The organism is Bradyrhizobium sp. A5, from assembly GCF_042076515.1.
In the GTDB taxonomy this organism is placed as follows: domain Bacteria; phylum Pseudomonadota; class Alphaproteobacteria; order Rhizobiales; family Xanthobacteraceae; genus Bradyrhizobium; species Bradyrhizobium cosmicum.
The window spans coordinates 631,834-646,683 of sequence record NZ_CP148990.1; the positions used below are offsets into that span (position 1 = coordinate 631,834).

The 14,850-nt window shown below is 64.8% G+C and carries 17 protein-coding genes and 1 tRNA gene; 13 read left to right on the plus strand and 5 right to left on the minus strand.

What is annotated here, in order from left to right:
* The first annotated feature begins 88 nt into the window (after positions 1-88).
* The 3 genes from WHZ77_RS02905 (at position 89) to WHZ77_RS02915 (ending at position 2,058) form a co-directional block, all read left to right on the plus strand.
* Positions 89-397 (plus strand): EthD family reductase, encoded by a 309-nt coding sequence (locus tag WHZ77_RS02905; protein ID WP_375312305.1) that lies wholly within the window; start codon positions 89-91, stop codon positions 395-397.
* 203 nt (positions 398-600) lie between these two features.
* Complete coding sequence (locus WHZ77_RS02910) at positions 601-1,110, plus strand: hypothetical protein (protein ID WP_375312306.1); 510 nt, start codon at positions 601-603, stop codon at positions 1,108-1,110.
* A 123-nt stretch (positions 1,111-1,233) separates the two neighbouring features.
* Entirely contained in the window at positions 1,234-2,058 is an 825-nt protein-coding gene (locus WHZ77_RS02915) for an alpha/beta fold hydrolase (protein WP_375312307.1), read from the plus strand.
* A 12-nt stretch (positions 2,059-2,070) separates the two neighbouring features.
* Here WHZ77_RS02915 and WHZ77_RS02920 read toward each other — a convergent pair whose 3' ends face one another.
* Entirely contained in the window at positions 2,071-2,724 is a 654-nt protein-coding gene (locus WHZ77_RS02920) for a TetR/AcrR family transcriptional regulator (RefSeq protein WP_375312308.1), read from the minus strand.
* An 82-nt stretch (positions 2,725-2,806) separates the two neighbouring features.
* Here WHZ77_RS02920 and WHZ77_RS02925 point away from each other — a divergent pair, with 82 nt between their 5' ends.
* From WHZ77_RS02925 to WHZ77_RS02965, 9 genes are all read left to right on the plus strand, one after another.
* A complete protein-coding gene (locus WHZ77_RS02925) occupies positions 2,807-3,745 on the plus strand; it encodes an SDR family oxidoreductase (RefSeq protein ID WP_375312309.1) in 939 nt (312 codons plus the stop codon).
* Between the two features lie 26 nt (positions 3,746-3,771).
* Positions 3,772-4,431 (plus strand): NAD(P)H-binding protein, encoded by a 660-nt coding sequence (locus WHZ77_RS02930; RefSeq protein ID WP_375312310.1) that lies wholly within the window; start codon positions 3,772-3,774, stop codon positions 4,429-4,431.
* Between the two features lie 82 nt (positions 4,432-4,513).
* Positions 4,514-4,963, plus strand: a complete 450-nt coding sequence (locus WHZ77_RS02935) for a DUF2948 family protein (RefSeq protein WP_375312311.1) — start codon at positions 4,514-4,516, stop codon at positions 4,961-4,963.
* A gap of 171 nt (positions 4,964-5,134) precedes the next feature.
* On the plus strand, positions 5,135-6,430 hold the full coding sequence (gene hisD / locus WHZ77_RS02940) for a histidinol dehydrogenase (protein WP_375312312.1): 1,296 nt from the start codon (positions 5,135-5,137) through the stop codon (positions 6,428-6,430).
* Positions 6,427-6,924: a UPF0262 family protein gene (locus WHZ77_RS02945; protein ID WP_151644879.1), complete on the plus strand. Its 498-nt coding sequence runs from the start codon at positions 6,427-6,429 to the stop codon at positions 6,922-6,924. Before hisD ends, WHZ77_RS02945 begins: the two co-directional genes overlap by 4 nt.
* A gap of 5 nt (positions 6,925-6,929) precedes the next feature.
* The gene (locus WHZ77_RS02950; RefSeq protein WP_375312313.1) at positions 6,930-7,397 is read left to right on the plus strand and encodes a low molecular weight phosphatase family protein; all 468 of its coding nucleotides are present in this window, start codon (positions 6,930-6,932) and stop codon (positions 7,395-7,397) included.
* 146 nt (positions 7,398-7,543) lie between these two features.
* On the plus strand, positions 7,544-8,173 hold the full coding sequence (locus tag WHZ77_RS02955) for a Maf-like protein (RefSeq protein ID WP_015688969.1): 630 nt from the start codon (positions 7,544-7,546) through the stop codon (positions 8,171-8,173).
* 144 nt (positions 8,174-8,317) lie between these two features.
* Complete coding sequence (gene yacG / locus WHZ77_RS02960) at positions 8,318-8,500, plus strand: DNA gyrase inhibitor YacG (RefSeq protein ID WP_375312314.1); 183 nt, start codon at positions 8,318-8,320, stop codon at positions 8,498-8,500.
* A gap of 197 nt (positions 8,501-8,697) precedes the next feature.
* Positions 8,698-8,773 (plus strand) — tRNA-Phe (locus tag WHZ77_RS02965).
* 374 nt (positions 8,774-9,147) lie between these two features.
* Here WHZ77_RS02965 and WHZ77_RS02970 read toward each other — a convergent pair.
* Positions 9,148-9,549: a hypothetical protein gene (locus WHZ77_RS02970; RefSeq protein ID WP_375312315.1), complete on the minus strand. Its 402-nt coding sequence runs from the start codon at positions 9,547-9,549 to the stop codon at positions 9,148-9,150.
* Between the two features lie 450 nt (positions 9,550-9,999).
* On the opposite strand from WHZ77_RS02970, the gene WHZ77_RS02975 reads away from it, so the two are divergent.
* The gene (locus WHZ77_RS02975; protein WP_375312316.1) at positions 10,000-10,974 is read left to right on the plus strand and encodes a class I SAM-dependent methyltransferase; all 975 of its coding nucleotides are present in this window, start codon (positions 10,000-10,002) and stop codon (positions 10,972-10,974) included.
* A 1-nt stretch (position 10,975) separates the two neighbouring features.
* Here the strand turns inward: WHZ77_RS02975 and WHZ77_RS02980 are convergent, their stop codons facing one another.
* From WHZ77_RS02980 to WHZ77_RS02990, 3 genes are read right to left on the minus strand one after another with little or no spacing between them, the layout of a single operon-like run.
* Entirely contained in the window at positions 10,976-12,097 is a 1,122-nt protein-coding gene (locus tag WHZ77_RS02980) for a glycosyltransferase (protein ID WP_375312317.1), read from the minus strand.
* A 16-nt stretch (positions 12,098-12,113) separates the two neighbouring features.
* Positions 12,114-13,250, minus strand: a complete 1,137-nt coding sequence (locus WHZ77_RS02985) for a glycosyltransferase family 4 protein (protein ID WP_375312318.1) — start codon at positions 13,248-13,250, stop codon at positions 12,114-12,116.
* A complete protein-coding gene (locus WHZ77_RS02990; RefSeq protein WP_375312319.1) occupies positions 13,247-14,479 on the minus strand; it encodes a nucleotidyltransferase family protein in 1,233 nt (410 codons plus the stop codon). Before WHZ77_RS02990 ends, WHZ77_RS02985 begins: the two co-directional genes overlap by 4 nt.
* Between the last annotated feature and the right edge of the window lie 371 nt (positions 14,480-14,850).

Below are 14,850 nucleotides of genomic sequence, written 5' to 3' on the forward strand. Positions count from 1 at the left end.
ACAGCCGGGCCTGCATGGTTCGAGACGCGTGCTTCGCACGCTCCTCACCATGAGGATCTACAAACAAAACGCTAAACGGGAGGACTCAATGGCCGAACTCGTCGTGCTCTACAAGACGCCCAAGGACGCTGCCGCCTTCGACAAGCATTATGCCGAGACCCACATTCCGCTCGCCAAGAAATTGCCGGGTCTGAAGAAATACGCCGTCAGCACCGGGCCGGTCGGTTCCCCTGCCGGGCCGTCCGGCATCCACCTGGTCGCCGTCCTCACCTTCAACAGCGTGGCGGACATCCAGGCGGCCTTCGGCAGCGAAGCGGGCAAGGCCGCGGCGGGCGACGTGCCGAAGTTCGCCAGCGGCGGCGCCGACCTGCTGATCTTCGACACCAAGGAAGTCTGATCCAGCTTTCGTCTAAGGCCTGAGCGCCCGCGCTACAAACTGCTCTCGTTTGTGACAGCGCTGCAAAAAATTCAGCCATGCGTTTGTCGATTCGCACGACGACGCATGGCTGCGCACGAGCCTGTGACATTGCGTATGTAGCCATTCAATGAGGACCGTAATACTAATCCTCCGATCTCAACATTGAGAGTAGGAGAGATGCCGTGATGCTTGGATTGAGCCTGCCCGCCTTCACGATGGTCCATGTCATCATCAGCCTGATCGCCATCGCCGCCGGCCTCGTCGTGATGTTCGGCCTGCTCGGCTCGAAGCCGATGCCCGGCCTCACCGCGATCTTCCTGCTGTTCACGATCCTCACCAGCGCCACCGGCTTCCTGTTTCCGTTCAAGGAACTGCTGCCGTCGCACATCATCGGCACCATCTCGCTGGTGCTGCTCGCGATCGCCTGCTTCGCGCTCTACGGCATGAAGCTTGGAGGCGTCTGGCGTCCGGTCTACATCGTAACCGCGATGATCTCGCTCTATTTCAACGTCTTCGTGCTGGTGATCCAGTCGTTCCTGAAGGTGCCGGCCCTCGCCGCGCTCGCCCCCGCAGTGCCGCCGAATCCACCGGGAGGTCCTGTGTTCGCCGCGGTGCAGGGCATCGTGCTCGTGTTCTTCGTGGTGCTGACCATCGGCGCCTGGCGCCGCTTCAAGCCGATGGCGTTTGCCTGATCGCCCGATTGTCATCGTCCCGGGCGGTGCGCGGCATCGCACTCCGGACATCGCACACCCATCTCAATGTTGCCGGCTCGCTGTTCGCGGGCCCCGGCACGATTTTCACTGAAGGAGCCATTTATGCCCACCATCACCACCAAGGACGGCGTCGAGATCTTTTTCAAGGATTGGGGGGCAGGGCAGCCGATCGTGTTCAGCCATGGCTGGCCGCTGTCGGCCGACGACTGGGACACGCAGATGATCTTCTTCGCCAACCACGGCTACCGCGTCATCGCCCATGACCGCCGCGGCCACGGCCGCTCGTCGCAGGTCTCCGACGGTCACGACATGGACCACTACGCCGACGATCTCGCGGCCGTGACGGCGCATCTCGACCTGAAGAACGCGATTCACGTCGGCCATTCCACCGGCGGCGGCGAGGTCGTGCATTACATTGCGCGCCACGGCGAGAGCCGGGTGGCGAAGGCCGCGATTCTCTCGGCCGTGCCGCCGCTGATGGTGCAGACGGCGGCCAATCCGGGCGGCCTGCCGAAGAGCGTGTTCGACGGTCTGCAGGCCCAACTCGCCGCCAGCCGCACCGGATTCTACCGCGACCTCGCCTCCGGCCCGTTCTATGGCTACAACCGTCCCGGCGCAAAGCCTTCGGAAGCGGTGATCCAGAACTGGTGGCGCCAGGGCATGATGGGCGGCGCCAAGGCGCACTATGATGGCGTCGTCGCGTTCTCGCAGACCGACTTCACCGAGGACCTCAGGAAGATCACCGTTCCGGTGCTGGTGCTGCACGGCGACGACGACCAGATCGTGCCTTACGCCGACTCAGCGCCGCTGTCGGCCAAGCTGCTCAAGAACGGCACGCTGAAGACCTACAAGGGTTTCCCGCACGGCATGCCGACCACGCACGCCGAGACTATCAACGCGGACCTGCTCGCGTTCTTCAAGGCGTGAGGGTAGAGCGCCTCACGTCAAGATCGTCCTGATCGCATCGAAGGTGCGCTTGACGAAGACGTCCGGCTTCTCGCGCGCACCTTCGCCAATCCAGCTCTCGCCGCCGACGCGCATCGCGCCGGTGGCGATCATCGCGACGAGCCGTGCCTTCAACCTGTCCGCTTTCGTCCTGGCGCGCTGCGCGAGCCCTTCGGCGAGTGCCCGCTCGAGCTTCTCGTATTTCAGTTGGTCGCGGGCCTGAAGCGCGGGATTGTCGCGCTTGAGCCGCGACATCGCCGCAGCCTCCGCCGGGTCGATCCGCTTGAGCGCTGCCGCAATCGCATTCTCGGCCGCCGTCAGCATGGATTCGCCCGCGGGCCGCGTGACGATCTCGGCGATCAATGCGCTTGCCGCGCCCTCCTGCCAGGCCGCGACCACGTCTTCCTTGGAGGCGAAATAGTGGAAGAAGCTACGTCGAGACACGTCCGCGGAGGCCGCGATGTCGTCGATGGTCGTGGCCTCGAAGCCGCGCTCCAGGAACAGCGCCACCGCCCCCCGGGTCAGCCGCTCGCGGGTCTCCTGCAGCTTGCGCTGGCGCAGGCCGGGGGCGTCAGGGGTTTTTACTCCTGCCGGCAAGGGCTTAGCGCTCTTCCTGACCGATTTCGCGGCGGGCTTCGAAACCTTCAAATTGTTTCACCTCTTGCAAAATTGCACTCAGTGCACATTTAGACCGGTCGCGGGCCTTTTCCAGGCCGAACGGAGTTATGGCATGACCGACTGGACGACGGCAGACATCCCCTCTCTCAGTGGCAAGACCGCCGTCGTGACCGGAGCGACGGGCGGCCTCGGCTACGAGACGGCGATGGCGCTGGCGGGCGCCGGCGCCATTGTCATACTCACCGGGCGCAGCGACGCAAAGGGCCTGCGGGCCATCGAGGGCATTTGCGAGCGGTTTCCCAACGCCCTGATTGCCTATGAGCATCTCGACCTCGCAAGCCTTGCCTCCGTCGCCGATTTCGCCCGGCGCTTTGCCGCCAGTAACGAGCAACTCGACCTCCTCGTCAACAATGCCGGCGTGATGGCGCTGCCGAAACGGCAGCAGACCGAGGACGGTTTCGAGATGCAGCTCGGCACCAATTATCTCGGCCATTATGTGCTGACGGCGCACCTGCTGCCGCAGCTTCGCCGCGCAAAGGGTGCGCGTGTCGTCAATCTCTCCAGTCTCGCGCACCGCTCCGGCGCCATCAATTTCGACGATCTGCAGAGCAAACATTCCTATCGTCCGTGGCGGGCGTACTGCCAGTCCAAACTGGCGATGCTGATGTTCGCACTAGAATTGCAGCGCCGCAGCCTCGCCGCCGGCTGGGGCCTGACCAGCCTTGCCGCCCATCCCGGCTATGCGCGGACCGATCTCATTTCGAACGGGCCGGGCGTCAACACGTTCCAGTGGCGCGTGAGCCGGTGGCTGCAACCCTTCATCAGCCAGTCTGCCGCCGAAGGCGCGCTGCCCACCCTGTTCGCGGCGACCTCACCGGCTGCAGAGCCCGGCGGCTATTACGGTCCGAACTGGTTCTACGAATTGAAGGGGGCACCCACGGCGGCGAGGATCATGTCGCAGGCGAAGGATTTTGCCGCCGCCGCCATGCTGTGGGATGTCTCGGCAACCTTGACCGGTGTATCCTTCGACGAGATCGCGGCAGCCGCATGAGCCGCGACACCGTTGGGGGCGTCCCGATGCAAGTCATCATCTTCGGCGCGACCGGCATGGTCGGGCAGGGTGTGCTGCGCGAGTGCCTGATCGATCCCGGAATCGCGCGCGTGGTTGCGGTGGGCCGCAGCCCGACCGGCGTGCGCAACGCCAAGCTCACCGAGATCACGCACGGCGATTTCTGGGACTATTCGGCGATCGAGTCGCAGTTGACAGGCTTCGATGCCTGCTTCTTCTGTCTCGGCGTCTCCTCGATCGGTATGAGCGAAGAGCGCTATCGCCATCTCACCTATGACCTCACGCTCGCCGCTGCGACTACGCTGGCGCGGCTCAATCCGCAGATGACCTTCACCTATGTCACCGGTGCCGGCACCGATTCCACCGAGCAGGGCTCGCGGATGTGGGCACGGGTCAAGGGCAAGACCGAGAATGATCTGCTCGAGCTGCCGTTCAAGGCGGCCTTTATGTTCCGGCCCGGCGCGATCCAGCCTCTGCACGGCATCCGCTCCAAGACCGCCTGGGTGCAGGCGGTCTATACCGCAACCTGGCCGCTCTGGTCGGTGCTGCGCCGGATTTCGCCGCGTCTCGTCACCTCGACCGAGCAGATGGGCCGCGCCATGATCCATGTAGCCCGGGCCGGTTATCCCCGGAAGGTGCTGGAGATGGAGGATATTAATAGCCTCTGATCCGCCGGCCCGTTAGTTTGCGCGGAAATTTCGGCGTCGGCGCGCGTTGAGCCGTATCCGCCCCAGAGGAGAAGTGTCGTTGATGTCTCCCCAGCTCAAGCTGATCGCGCTCGATGCCGATGATCTCGCCGTGATCTCGACCCATGTGCAGGACGCCCGCGTCCAGCCCGCCGATATCATCTGGCGGCAGAGCGAGAAGCGTTTGGTGGTCGGCATGAGCCGGCTGGACTGGGAGCAGACGCTGGACGGCGAGGCCGCGCCGCGCCGGCTGGTTGCCGCGCTCCGCTTCGACCGCGTGCTCGCCTGCAAGTCGCGCAACATCGACCTCGGCGCTTCGAACGAGGTTCTGGACCTCGTCGGCATCGAGTTTCACCCCCGGGAGGGCCGCGACGAAGAGCCCGGCGGTAGCGCTCTGCTGTTGTTCGCCCAGGGCGGCGCCATCCGCCTCGACGTCGAATGCCTGGAATGCGAGCTGACGGACCTCGGGGCGGACGAGCTGGGGGCGGGAGTGGGGATCGAGGGGGAAGGGTGAGATGACCAGTATACCAATCAGACCGGCCCAAGCCGTTGCCGGAACGCTGCCTTCCAGGGGGGCTGTCAGAGGTTGACCGCCAAGGGTTGACGCAGCTTCCCCGCCGCGCCATTGAGCAGGGGGCCCGGTGAGCCAAGCCGCGCCCCCAAAACCAGCAGAAGCCAAGCCAAGATGCCCGTTCGTCTCGACCGCAGCAGCGCCGATTTTGACCAGCGATTCGCGGCCTTCCTTGCTGCCAAACGCGAGGTCTCGGCCGACGTCGAGGCCACCGTGCGCGCCATCGTGGACGATGTGGCCAAACGTGGCGACGCCGCCCTGCTGGAGGCCACGGCAAAGTTCGACCGGCTGTCGCTGGATGCATCCGGCCTTCGCGTCACCGCCGCCGAGATCGAGGCCGCGGTGAAGGCTTGCGACGTCGCGACCATGGACGCGCTGAGGCTCGCGCGCGACCGCATCGAGACCTACCATCGCCGCCAGCTTCCGAAGGACGAGCGCTTCACAGATCCGCTCGGCGTCGAACTGGGCTGGCGCTACACCGCGATCGAATCCGCCGGCCTTTACGTACCCGGCGGCACCGCTGCCTATCCGTCCTCGGTGCTGATGAACGCGGTGCCTGCCAAGGTCGCCGGCGTCTCGCGCCTGGTGATGGTGGTGCCGTCGCCGGACGGCAAGCTCAACCCGCTGGTGCTGGCCGCCGCCAGGCTCGGCGGCGTCAGCGAGATCTACCGCGTCGGCGGCGCGCAGGCCGTGGCCGCGCTCGCGCACGGCACCGCGACGATCGCGCCGGTCGCCAAGATCGTCGGCCCCGGCAATGCCTATGTCGCCGCTGCAAAACGACTGGTGTTCGGCAAGGTCGGCATCGACATGATCGCCGGTCCCTCCGAGGTGCTGGTGATCGCCGACGACACCGGCAATGCCGACTGGATCGCCGCGGATCTCCTGGCGCAGGCCGAGCACGATGCCAGCGCGCAATCGATCCTGATCACCGATTCCTCGCGCCTTGCCGCCGATGTCGAAAAGGCCGTCGCGGCGCAGTTGACGACGCTGCCGCGTGCCGTGATCGCCAGCGCCTCCTGGGCCGATTTCGGCGCGATCATCATGGTGAAGAACATGAGCGAGGCGATCCCGCTGGCGGATGCGATCGCCGCCGAGCATCTCGAGATCATGACTCAAGATCCCGATGCGCTCGCCGCAAAGATCCGCAACGCCGGTGCGGTGTTCCTCGGTGCGCATACGCCCGAAGCGATCGGCGATTATGTCGGCGGCTCCAACCACGTGCTGCCGACGGCGCGCTCGGCGCGGTTCTCCTCAGGCCTGTCGGTGCACGATTTCATCAAGCGCACCTCGATCCTGAAATGCGGTCCGGACCAGCTGCGTGCGCTGGGTCCGGCCGCGATGACGCTCGGACAAGCGGAGGGGCTGGATGCCCATTCGCGCTCGATTGGATTGCGCCTCAACCTGTCATGACCCAGCCGCCCGAACAGGACGACTCGACCAATCGCATCGTCGCGGTCACCCTCGACGAGGAATCGATCGGCCGTTCCGGGCCCGACATCGAGCATGAGCGCGCGATCGCGATCTACGACCTGATCGAGCAGAACCTGTTCGCGCCCGATGGCGCGGACGGGAAAGGTCCGTTCACGCTGCATATCGGCATCACCGGCAACCGCCTGATGTTCGACATCCGCCGCGAGGACGGCACGCCCGTGGTCGCGCATCTGCTCTCGCTGACGCCGTTCCGACGGATCGTGAAGGACTATTTCATGATCTGCGACAGCTACTACCAGGCGATCCGCACCGCGACGCCGGACAAGATCGAGGCCATCGACATGGGCCGCCGCGGCATCCATGACGAGGGCTCGCGCACGCTGCAGGAGCGGCTGAAGGGCAAGGTGCGGGTCGATTTCGAGACCTCGCGACGGCTGTTCACGCTCATTACCGTCCTGCACTGGAAGGGTTAAGCGCGATGGCGGGTTCGCCACGCGCAAGCAATCCGCAATCGGTGCTGTTCGCCTGCGCCATGAACAGCGTGCGCTCGCCGATGGCCGAGAGCCTGCTGCGGCACATGTTTCCGCAGGGCCTCTACGTGAAGTCGGCCGGCGCGCGGCGCGGCGAGCTCGATCCGTTCGCGGTCGCGGTGATGGACGAGCTGGGACAAGACATCTCCGCCCACAAGCCGCAGACCTTCGAGGAACTGGAGGATTGGGAGGGGCTGAATTTCGACCTCATCATCACGCTCTCGCCGGAGGCGCACCACAAGGCGCTGGAGCTGACCCGCACGCTCGCCGCGGACGTCGAATACTGGCCGACGCAGGATCCCACCATCATCGAAGGCACCCGCGACCAGAAGCTCGCCGCCTACCGCGACGTCTGCGACCAGCTCCTGATGCGCATCCGCAAGCGTTTTGCGAAGGCGGGCGCGGCGAGCGGGTAGCCGTAACACCGGCGTCACAGACTGAGGGCACAGGCGTGTCGGAAACCTCGAATCACCAAACCTCGGGTTCCCGGGTTGTGAAATCAGCCCCCTTCCGATAGGTTCCGCGCGCAATTCACCCCCTGCTTCATCCCCCAAATCACCTGATGCTCGGCCGCCCCAAATTCGTACTTGCCTCCGGTTCGCCGCGACGCCTGTCGCTGCTCAACCAGGCCGGCATCGAGCCGGACGCGCTCCGGCCGGCCGACGTCGACGAGACGCCGAAGCGGGGCGAGCTGCCGCGCGCCTGCGCCAATCGCCTCGCCCGCGCCAAGGCCGATGCGGCGCTGAAATCGGTGCAGCTCGACGACGAGCTGCGCGGGGCCTTCATCCTCGCCGCCGATACGGTTGTGGCGGTGGGCCGCCGCATCCTGCCCAAGGCCAACCTCGTGGACGAAGCCGCGCAGTGCCTGCGGCTGCTGTCGGGCCGCAACCACCGCGTCTACACCGCCATCTGTCTGGTGACGCCGCGCGAGGCCTTCCGCCAGCGCCTGGTCGAGACCCGCGTCCGTTTCAAGCGCCTGTCGGAGGACGACATCCAGGCCTATATCGGCTCCGGCGAATGGCGCGGCAAAGCCGGCGGCTATGCCGTGCAGGGCATAGCCGGCTCCTTCGTGGTGAAGATGGTGGGGTCCTACACCAATGTCGTTGGCCTGCCGCTCTACGAGACCACGACCCTGCTCGGCGGCGAGGGGTTTCCGATCCGCTTCGGCTGGCTCAACGCCACAGCCATATGAGCGCGCCAGCCGCGCCGGACAAAAGTCTCGAAAACAACCCCATGCACAGTAGAATCGGCCGGCGGCCAGCTTGCGCGTCCGCTGCGGGAACCCGTTTGCCGATAGGCCCTTGAACCTGATCACCTCGTGTAGGCTGCCGCGACCATGGACGACCACGTCAAAAAGCCCGCCGGGCCCCACAAAACCTGCCCGATCTGCGGCAAGCCGCAGGCCGAGGCCACCCGTCCGTTCTGCTCCCCGCGCTGCCGGGACGTCGATCTGAACCGCTGGCTGAAGGGCTCCTACGTCATCCCAGGCCGCGACGACGAAGCCGATGGCGAAGAATAAATAAGCAATATCAATACATTAATTGATGGTCCGACGGTCCTGGCATCGGCCGCGGCGAGGCCGCCCCATCTTGTGCACAGCCGGGCTGCGCCCGGCGAAGCCTCTTGGCGAAGCCGGGTGGACAGGCAGCCTTCGCCCCACTATAAACCGCCCGCTCGATGGGTCTTGACCTTCTCTTGGTCCCTCTCTTGGAGCACGCCCAGGTAGCTCAGTTGGTAGAGCATGCGACTGAAAATCGCAGTGTCGGTGGTTCGATCCCGCCCCTGGGCACCATGTCCTTGGTTCGATTCCCAGTTCGTCTGATTTAGGGGCGCTATGCGCGCCCATGACAAGCCACAGCGCGATCAATCGTGGGTAGGAATCTGGGTAGCACCTGTAAATCGTCTGGGTAGGACTGGGCGGTGGTTCGATTCCCGGTTCGACGCCTTTCGCACAGGGTCCCTTGCGGGGCCGCCGCTTTGTGATTCAATTGCAAGTGAAGACCCTAAGGATTGCACGAGCAGCGGGGAAACTCCGAGACCGTGTGCATCCGACGAAAGGCTTGCTCTTCGCGACGTCAATCAGCCGTTTGAGCCGCATCACCCGCCGGACTTGCTTCAGAGGCGGGTTTTTGTGCTAGGCGCCATTCCGCTCAGCGCCACGTTTGATCAAGCGATACGCGCAGCTTGCCGCGACCGCAGGTAGCCGCCGAGGGCCCCTAGCGCTGGGCTCAGCGGCAAGAAAACGAGATGCATCCATAAATCGTCCGCCGCGCCTCCGCTGATCACAGCGTACATTCCGCCGCCAACGCAGAGGATCGACGAAAGCGCCCCGTTCAGCAGTTCGTCATGCTTAGCAATGCGGGCTGAAACGTAACCGCCGAGTACGGAGCAAACTCCGCCCAAGATGGCGTACGAGACATAAAGGACGGTGCTTTCCTTGAGGATTTCGGCGGGAGGTAATCCCGACGAGATCGCGAAGTAGACCATCAAAGGTAACATCACGACGTACGTTGCTACGATGTCGGTGATGTTTCCGATCGCAACACCCTTTAGGGCTATTCGGTGCATCGTGTACTCGCTGTCAGAAGTCTTGCGAAACGGGTCGCATTTTTTGATGTATAGCGTACCGCGGCGGCAATGCACTCAATACACGCTCGAATTGAAGGTCGTTTATCGCGCGCCGAATCGCCGAAACGAGCGCGGCCCGATCTCGTATCGATTTGTTTCATAGTGCACCGTGGCAGCCCACACCCTGTTGGGTAGGAAGCTGGGTAGGTAATTTTCTTGCGTCTGAAATAGACTGTGGTGTCAATGCGTTAGGGGATCAGTTATGGTCGGCCCCTGGGCACCATGACTTCCATCCCCGCCCTTGTGACCTTCCTGACGCCGGCCAGTGCAAAGCAAGGCGGCGCGGTGGCGCTTCTCGTGCCGACCGGATAAGAGATGCGGACTCTATTGGGCGAGAGCTGCCGCTGAGCGGGTTCCGGTCGGTAGCGGGCCCAATCACTCGCCAGATTCATGCGTCAGCCAGCGTTTTCCCTCCTGCCGGATCTGTATCGCCTCGACAGGCAGCTGCAGCCACTGCCCTGTCCTGTCTGCAACGCGCGCAAGCCGCTGCGCGTGCTGCGCCGCGATCGATATCTCCTGCGCGTCGACCTGTCGATTTGCGAGGACTGCGGGGCGATCTATCTGGCACGGGGGCTCTCGGGCGACATCGCAACTCGCTTCTACGCCAATCTCTATCCGCGGCTGATGGGCGTGGGAGCCTATTCGGCTCCCGTGCTCGGCCAGTCGCGCCTTGCGGCGGGTTATCGCGTCAATGCCATTCGCAGCGTCGCGGGTGTGGTCGACGACATCGTCGATATCGGCGCCGGTCATGGCTTCTTCCTGGCAGCCTGCCGCGACGCCGGCAGCAGGAATTATTGGGGCGTCGAGCCCGGCCCGCTGCAGCGACGTTATGGCGAAGACAATCTCGGCCTGCGCGGCCGCATCCTTGCCGGCGATTTCGCATCGCCGGCCGCTGCGCCATTTCAGCCGCAGATGGTCACCATGTTCCACGTCCTCGAACATCTTGAGCAACCCGGCGCAACGCTCGATGTGATCGCCGGCTGGCTGCCGCGCGATGGCTGGCTCGTGATCGAGGTTCCCGATCTGGAGGATTGGTCGCAGATCGGACTGCAATATGCGCATGTGTCGCATCGCAGCTATTTCACGGGTGCGACATTGACCGCGCTGCTGGCGCGGCATGGCTTCCGCGTGCACGCCCTGCAACGGGAGCTCTACGGCATTCACCCGACCAATCTCAGGGTTTTCGCACGCGTTGGCGACGCCGATCCCGGCCTTCCCCGGCCTCCCGATGTGGTTCGGTTGCGCCAGCAGATACGCCAGCAGATGCGACCGTGGCGGCTCACCGACGGTTACCCAAAATCGGCATGGCGGCTCGGAAAGCTGGCCATCGCGGGGGGGCTGAACCCGCCGCCGATTACGCCTTAGATCATGCGTTGGCCCGCTCGGCGAGCACGTCGCGGTAGAGATCGATATAGGCGTCGGCCATCGCCTCCGCTCCGAACAGCGTGCGGCAACGCTCGAGAGCACGTTGGCTCATCTGCGCCGCAAGGGGCGGATCGTCCTTGAGACGCCGCATGGCGGCGGCGAGCGCCTGCGAATCGGCAGGTGGCACCACGAGGCCGGTGATGTCGGCCTGGTTGATGTGGCTCGTGCCGGTGCCGATCGCCGTCGTTATCAAGGGCTTTGCATGCAACCCGCCTTCGAGCAGCGCGACGCCAAACGCTTCGGCGCGCAGGTGAGAGGGAAGCACCAGCGCGCCGCAGAGCGACAGGACGGCCGCCTTGTCCTCTTCGGACAGGCTCCCGAGAAAGACGATGGGAGATCCGCCTTGAGCTTGCTGCCGCAGGCGAGACTCCATCGGCCCGGATCCCGCGATCACGGTTGGAAGTCCGGTCAGTTTCGCCGCCTCGATCAGGAACTCGAGGCCTTTGTAATATCGGAGCACGCCGATGAAGAGGAAGAAGCCCTCACCAAGCCGCTCCCGCCACGCTTGCACGGCCTGCGGCGTGGGAGAGGGATAGGATTGCGGATCGATTCCGATTGGAATCACGCGGACCTTGTCCGCATATCGCTGCAGCACCGCGCTCGTCTGCAGATAGTCCGGCGAGGTTGCGACGATGCGATCGACCTTCCGGAGGAAGCGGTCGGCGAGTGGCCTGTAGATCTTGAGCAGGTACTTCTGACGGATGATGTCGGAGTGATAGGTGACGACGCTCGGCTTGCCCTGCGAAAGCAGCAAATGGATCATATCCATGAACGGCCACGGATAGTGAAAGTGCACGATGTCGGCGTCTTGCATCAAATGCAGAAAGCTGCGCGCGGCGGCCTGCGAGAAACCGGTGGAGGCGATCTCGAAGCTTTGGCGGACCCGGTGAATGCGGTAGCCGTTTCGATCCAGTGGCTTCAGCTCGCCGGGTTTCGTCGACAGCGCCAGCAGATCGACGTCGACGCCGCGGCGGGCGAGGCCCGTCGCGAGCTGGTCGATGCAGAGCTGAACACCTCCGAACGTGTCGGGGAGGCAGGTCTTGTAGAAGTGCAGGACCTTCACGGCAGATAGGCCGTCATCATGCGGCCAGCTCCCGATAGACCGCGCACGTCCTTTGCGCACAGCGGTCCCAGCGGAAGCCGGCGGCACGGGCCGGGCCGCGCAATTTCGCCTGGGAACGCCAGGTTTCGTCGTCGAGCGCGCGTTCAATCGCGCGCGCAAGCGCATCGGCGTCGTGCGCCGGTGCGGTCTGCGCGACATCGTCAACCGCTTCCATGAGTGCCGCGGCGTCCGAGCAGACCACGGGAACGCCGGAGGCCATGGCCTCGAGCGGTGGCAGGCCGAAGCCCTCATAAAGCGACGGATAGACGAACAGGCGCGCGCCGGCGATCAGCGCCGGAAGCTGCCGTTCCGGGACGTAGCCGAGATAGGTCAGCCACCCCTCGCGCGCAGCCTTTGCAATCCGTGCATGCAGCTCCGCGCTCTCCCAGCCGCGATAGCCGGCGAGGACCAGCGGATATCGCAGGCGCCGCCGAGCAGGCAGTTGCTCGAAAGCGTCCAGCAGCGTCCGCAAATTCTTGCGCGGCTCGATCGTGCCGACATAGAGGCAGTACTTGTCGGGCTGCAGGGCGAACGCGCTCAGCTCCTTGGCCACCTCGGCTGGTTCACGAGGATGGAAATCCACGCCAATGCCGAGCGGGATCACCCTGATGCGATCGGCATCGACCCCCAGGACACGCGTGATCTCGGCCTTCGAGAACTGTGAGACCGTGACGACGAGTTCGGCGCGCTGCAGGGACAGGGCGACTTCCTTGTGCATGTAGCGGACCCGATCCGGCCGATGGTATTCCGGACTCGTGAACACGGAGACGTCGTGGATCGTGACGATGCTCCGCCCGGGAAAGGCAGGCAAATAGTAGTTGGTTCCGTGCAGCAGCGCGCTGGTTTCACCTCGCAAGGCGCGGGCTCGGCGGTATCCCTGATAGCGGCGATAGATCGATGTGGGCAGGCTGAAGCCGGACAGCATGTCCCGTACGACAGGGACGAGCGGATGGCCCGATGCCGCTGCGGGAAGCGTGTCGAGAAGGGCGTCGCCTTGCAGGAAGGTGAGGTCGAGTTCGGGAATGGCTGCGAGATGGCGGGCAAGCTCGAGCGTGTAGCGACCGACGCCGGTCAGCGGTTGCCTGATCGCATCGACAGAGAGAATGACCTTCACCTGACAGCTCGCTCGTCCTGGCGTGCGGCCGGCCGGGCGCCTCCGGCCTTGAGCGCCGTTGCCTTGCGAATGGCCCAGAACACGGGGCGCAACAATGCATAGACGAAGGCCAGATGTTTCGGCAGCCGGATCAGCTTGAGATCTTCGCCGCTCGCGAGCGCGAGGAGGGCCTGCGCCCGCCAATGGCGCCAGCCGCGGCCGAGCGCGAAATGGGACAGCCGGACCCGCGTCGTCCCCAGCGCGGTCTCTTCCAGTTCGGTTGCGCCATCTCCGGTCGTGATCGTATCGAGCGCAACCTCGCCGAGCTTGCGCACCGTACGGTCGTTGGCGAGCGCGTCGCGCGTGACCGCGTCGAGCGGCATATCGAGCAATTCCGACGCCAGCCAAAGCGCCTGTCCGACCGGCCGCTGCAGGCCGACCCGGTCCGCCAGTGCGAGCAGGCGCTGCGGCGCCCCCGGATCGACGCTCATCAGGACATCGATGTCCGCCAGCCATTTCAGGCGGCTCCAGGCGTGAAGCCCGCCATGCAGGCAGAGATAGGCGGCCAGCGGTTCGGCGCTCAGCGTGCGAATGGTCCGACCGCTGCCGATGTCGGCATCGGTCCACACGAGCGTGGCGGCGAGCGGGCCGGCCAGCTCGGCATTGGGGCAAAGCCGCCAATGCAGTTCGATCAGCGTTCCGTTCTCGTCGTGCCGGAAGTCCCACTGGTTGAGGCGCTGAACCCAGTCGCTGACGCCGTCCACGGCCATGCCGCCGGCCGCGCGGTAGCCGAGGCGCTGCAAGACGCCGGTCGCAGCAGTGAGGTCTGCGGGATCGACGAATAAATCGAGGTCGCGGCTGTGGCGTCTTCCGATGTCGCCGTACAGCTGCATCGAGAGCACCGGTCCCTTGAGAAAGCCGACCTCGATGCCGGCGGCGCGGAACGCCGCGTCCAGCTTGATCGATTCATTCGCCAGCATCAGGCCGGCCCGGGCGATCGCGCCGGCCCGGCGGGCGAGAGTCTCGCGCACGAAATCGGGGACGGGCGCCGCGCTCGCGGCCAAGGCCTGGTGTGCCAGACCGGCGATGCGGTGACGACGGGTCACGCGCAGCACTTGATGCCAGTCCTCGACACGACGCGCTGCCTGGTCGACGGCTTGCGCGGTCGTCGGACGATTTGGCGCGCGTGCGCAGGACAGCACCAGATCGAATGCGGCGCGCTGGGACGACGGGATCGTTACGAGGGTCATGCCGCGGAGGCTCGAGGAACCCGCGCCGTGGCGCGGATCTGCAGCCCAAAGCCCTTGCGGCAGGATGCGTCCGCAGCGGCAGCCTTCCCGGCGACGACCGGCCTTTGCAATCTCCTGGTCATCAACGCCACATCACGAGCCGCAAATCGAAAGAACCTTCCACAGAAGGTCGCAAGCAAGCACTTTCCGTGTTCCCGCGAAGCCGCATACGGGAAAGTGCGCTTGCGCAAGGCCATTTCATAGGGCAAGGCCGGACGCGACACAAGCAAGGCAGTCCGTTCGCGAAACTCAGTTCGCGGGCAGTTTGCATTGCTGCTGCAGCCCGAATTTCGTTTCTTGATGCGTCTGTCCAAAGGTTCGAAGATAGAGCT

Coding starts and splice junctions, on each gene's coding strand:
- WHZ77_RS02970 (WP_375312315.1), bottom strand. CDS start 9,549: ATGCACCGAATAGCCCTAAAGGGTGTTGCGATCGGAAACATCACCGAC.
- WHZ77_RS02905 (WP_375312305.1), top strand. CDS start 89: ATGGCCGAACTCGTCGTGCTCTACAAGACGCCCAAGGACGCTGCCGCC.
- hisD (WP_375312312.1), top strand. CDS start 5,135: ATGCCCGTTCGTCTCGACCGCAGCAGCGCCGATTTTGACCAGCGATTC.
- yacG (WP_375312314.1), top strand. CDS start 8,318: ATGGACGACCACGTCAAAAAGCCCGCCGGGCCCCACAAAACCTGCCCG.
- WHZ77_RS02950 (WP_375312313.1), top strand. CDS start 6,930: ATGGCGGGTTCGCCACGCGCAAGCAATCCGCAATCGGTGCTGTTCGCC.
- WHZ77_RS02945 (WP_151644879.1), top strand. CDS start 6,427: ATGACCCAGCCGCCCGAACAGGACGACTCGACCAATCGCATCGTCGCG.
- WHZ77_RS02955 (WP_015688969.1), top strand. CDS start 7,544: ATGCTCGGCCGCCCCAAATTCGTACTTGCCTCCGGTTCGCCGCGACGC.
- WHZ77_RS02990 (WP_375312319.1), bottom strand. CDS start 14,479: ATGACCCTCGTAACGATCCCGTCGTCCCAGCGCGCCGCATTCGATCTG.
- WHZ77_RS02915 (WP_375312307.1), top strand. CDS start 1,234: ATGCCCACCATCACCACCAAGGACGGCGTCGAGATCTTTTTCAAGGAT.
- WHZ77_RS02935 (WP_375312311.1), top strand. CDS start 4,514: ATGTCTCCCCAGCTCAAGCTGATCGCGCTCGATGCCGATGATCTCGCC.
- WHZ77_RS02975 (WP_375312316.1), top strand. CDS start 10,000: ATGCGTCAGCCAGCGTTTTCCCTCCTGCCGGATCTGTATCGCCTCGAC.
- WHZ77_RS02925 (WP_375312309.1), top strand. CDS start 2,807: ATGACCGACTGGACGACGGCAGACATCCCCTCTCTCAGTGGCAAGACC.
- WHZ77_RS02930 (WP_375312310.1), top strand. CDS start 3,772: ATGCAAGTCATCATCTTCGGCGCGACCGGCATGGTCGGGCAGGGTGTG.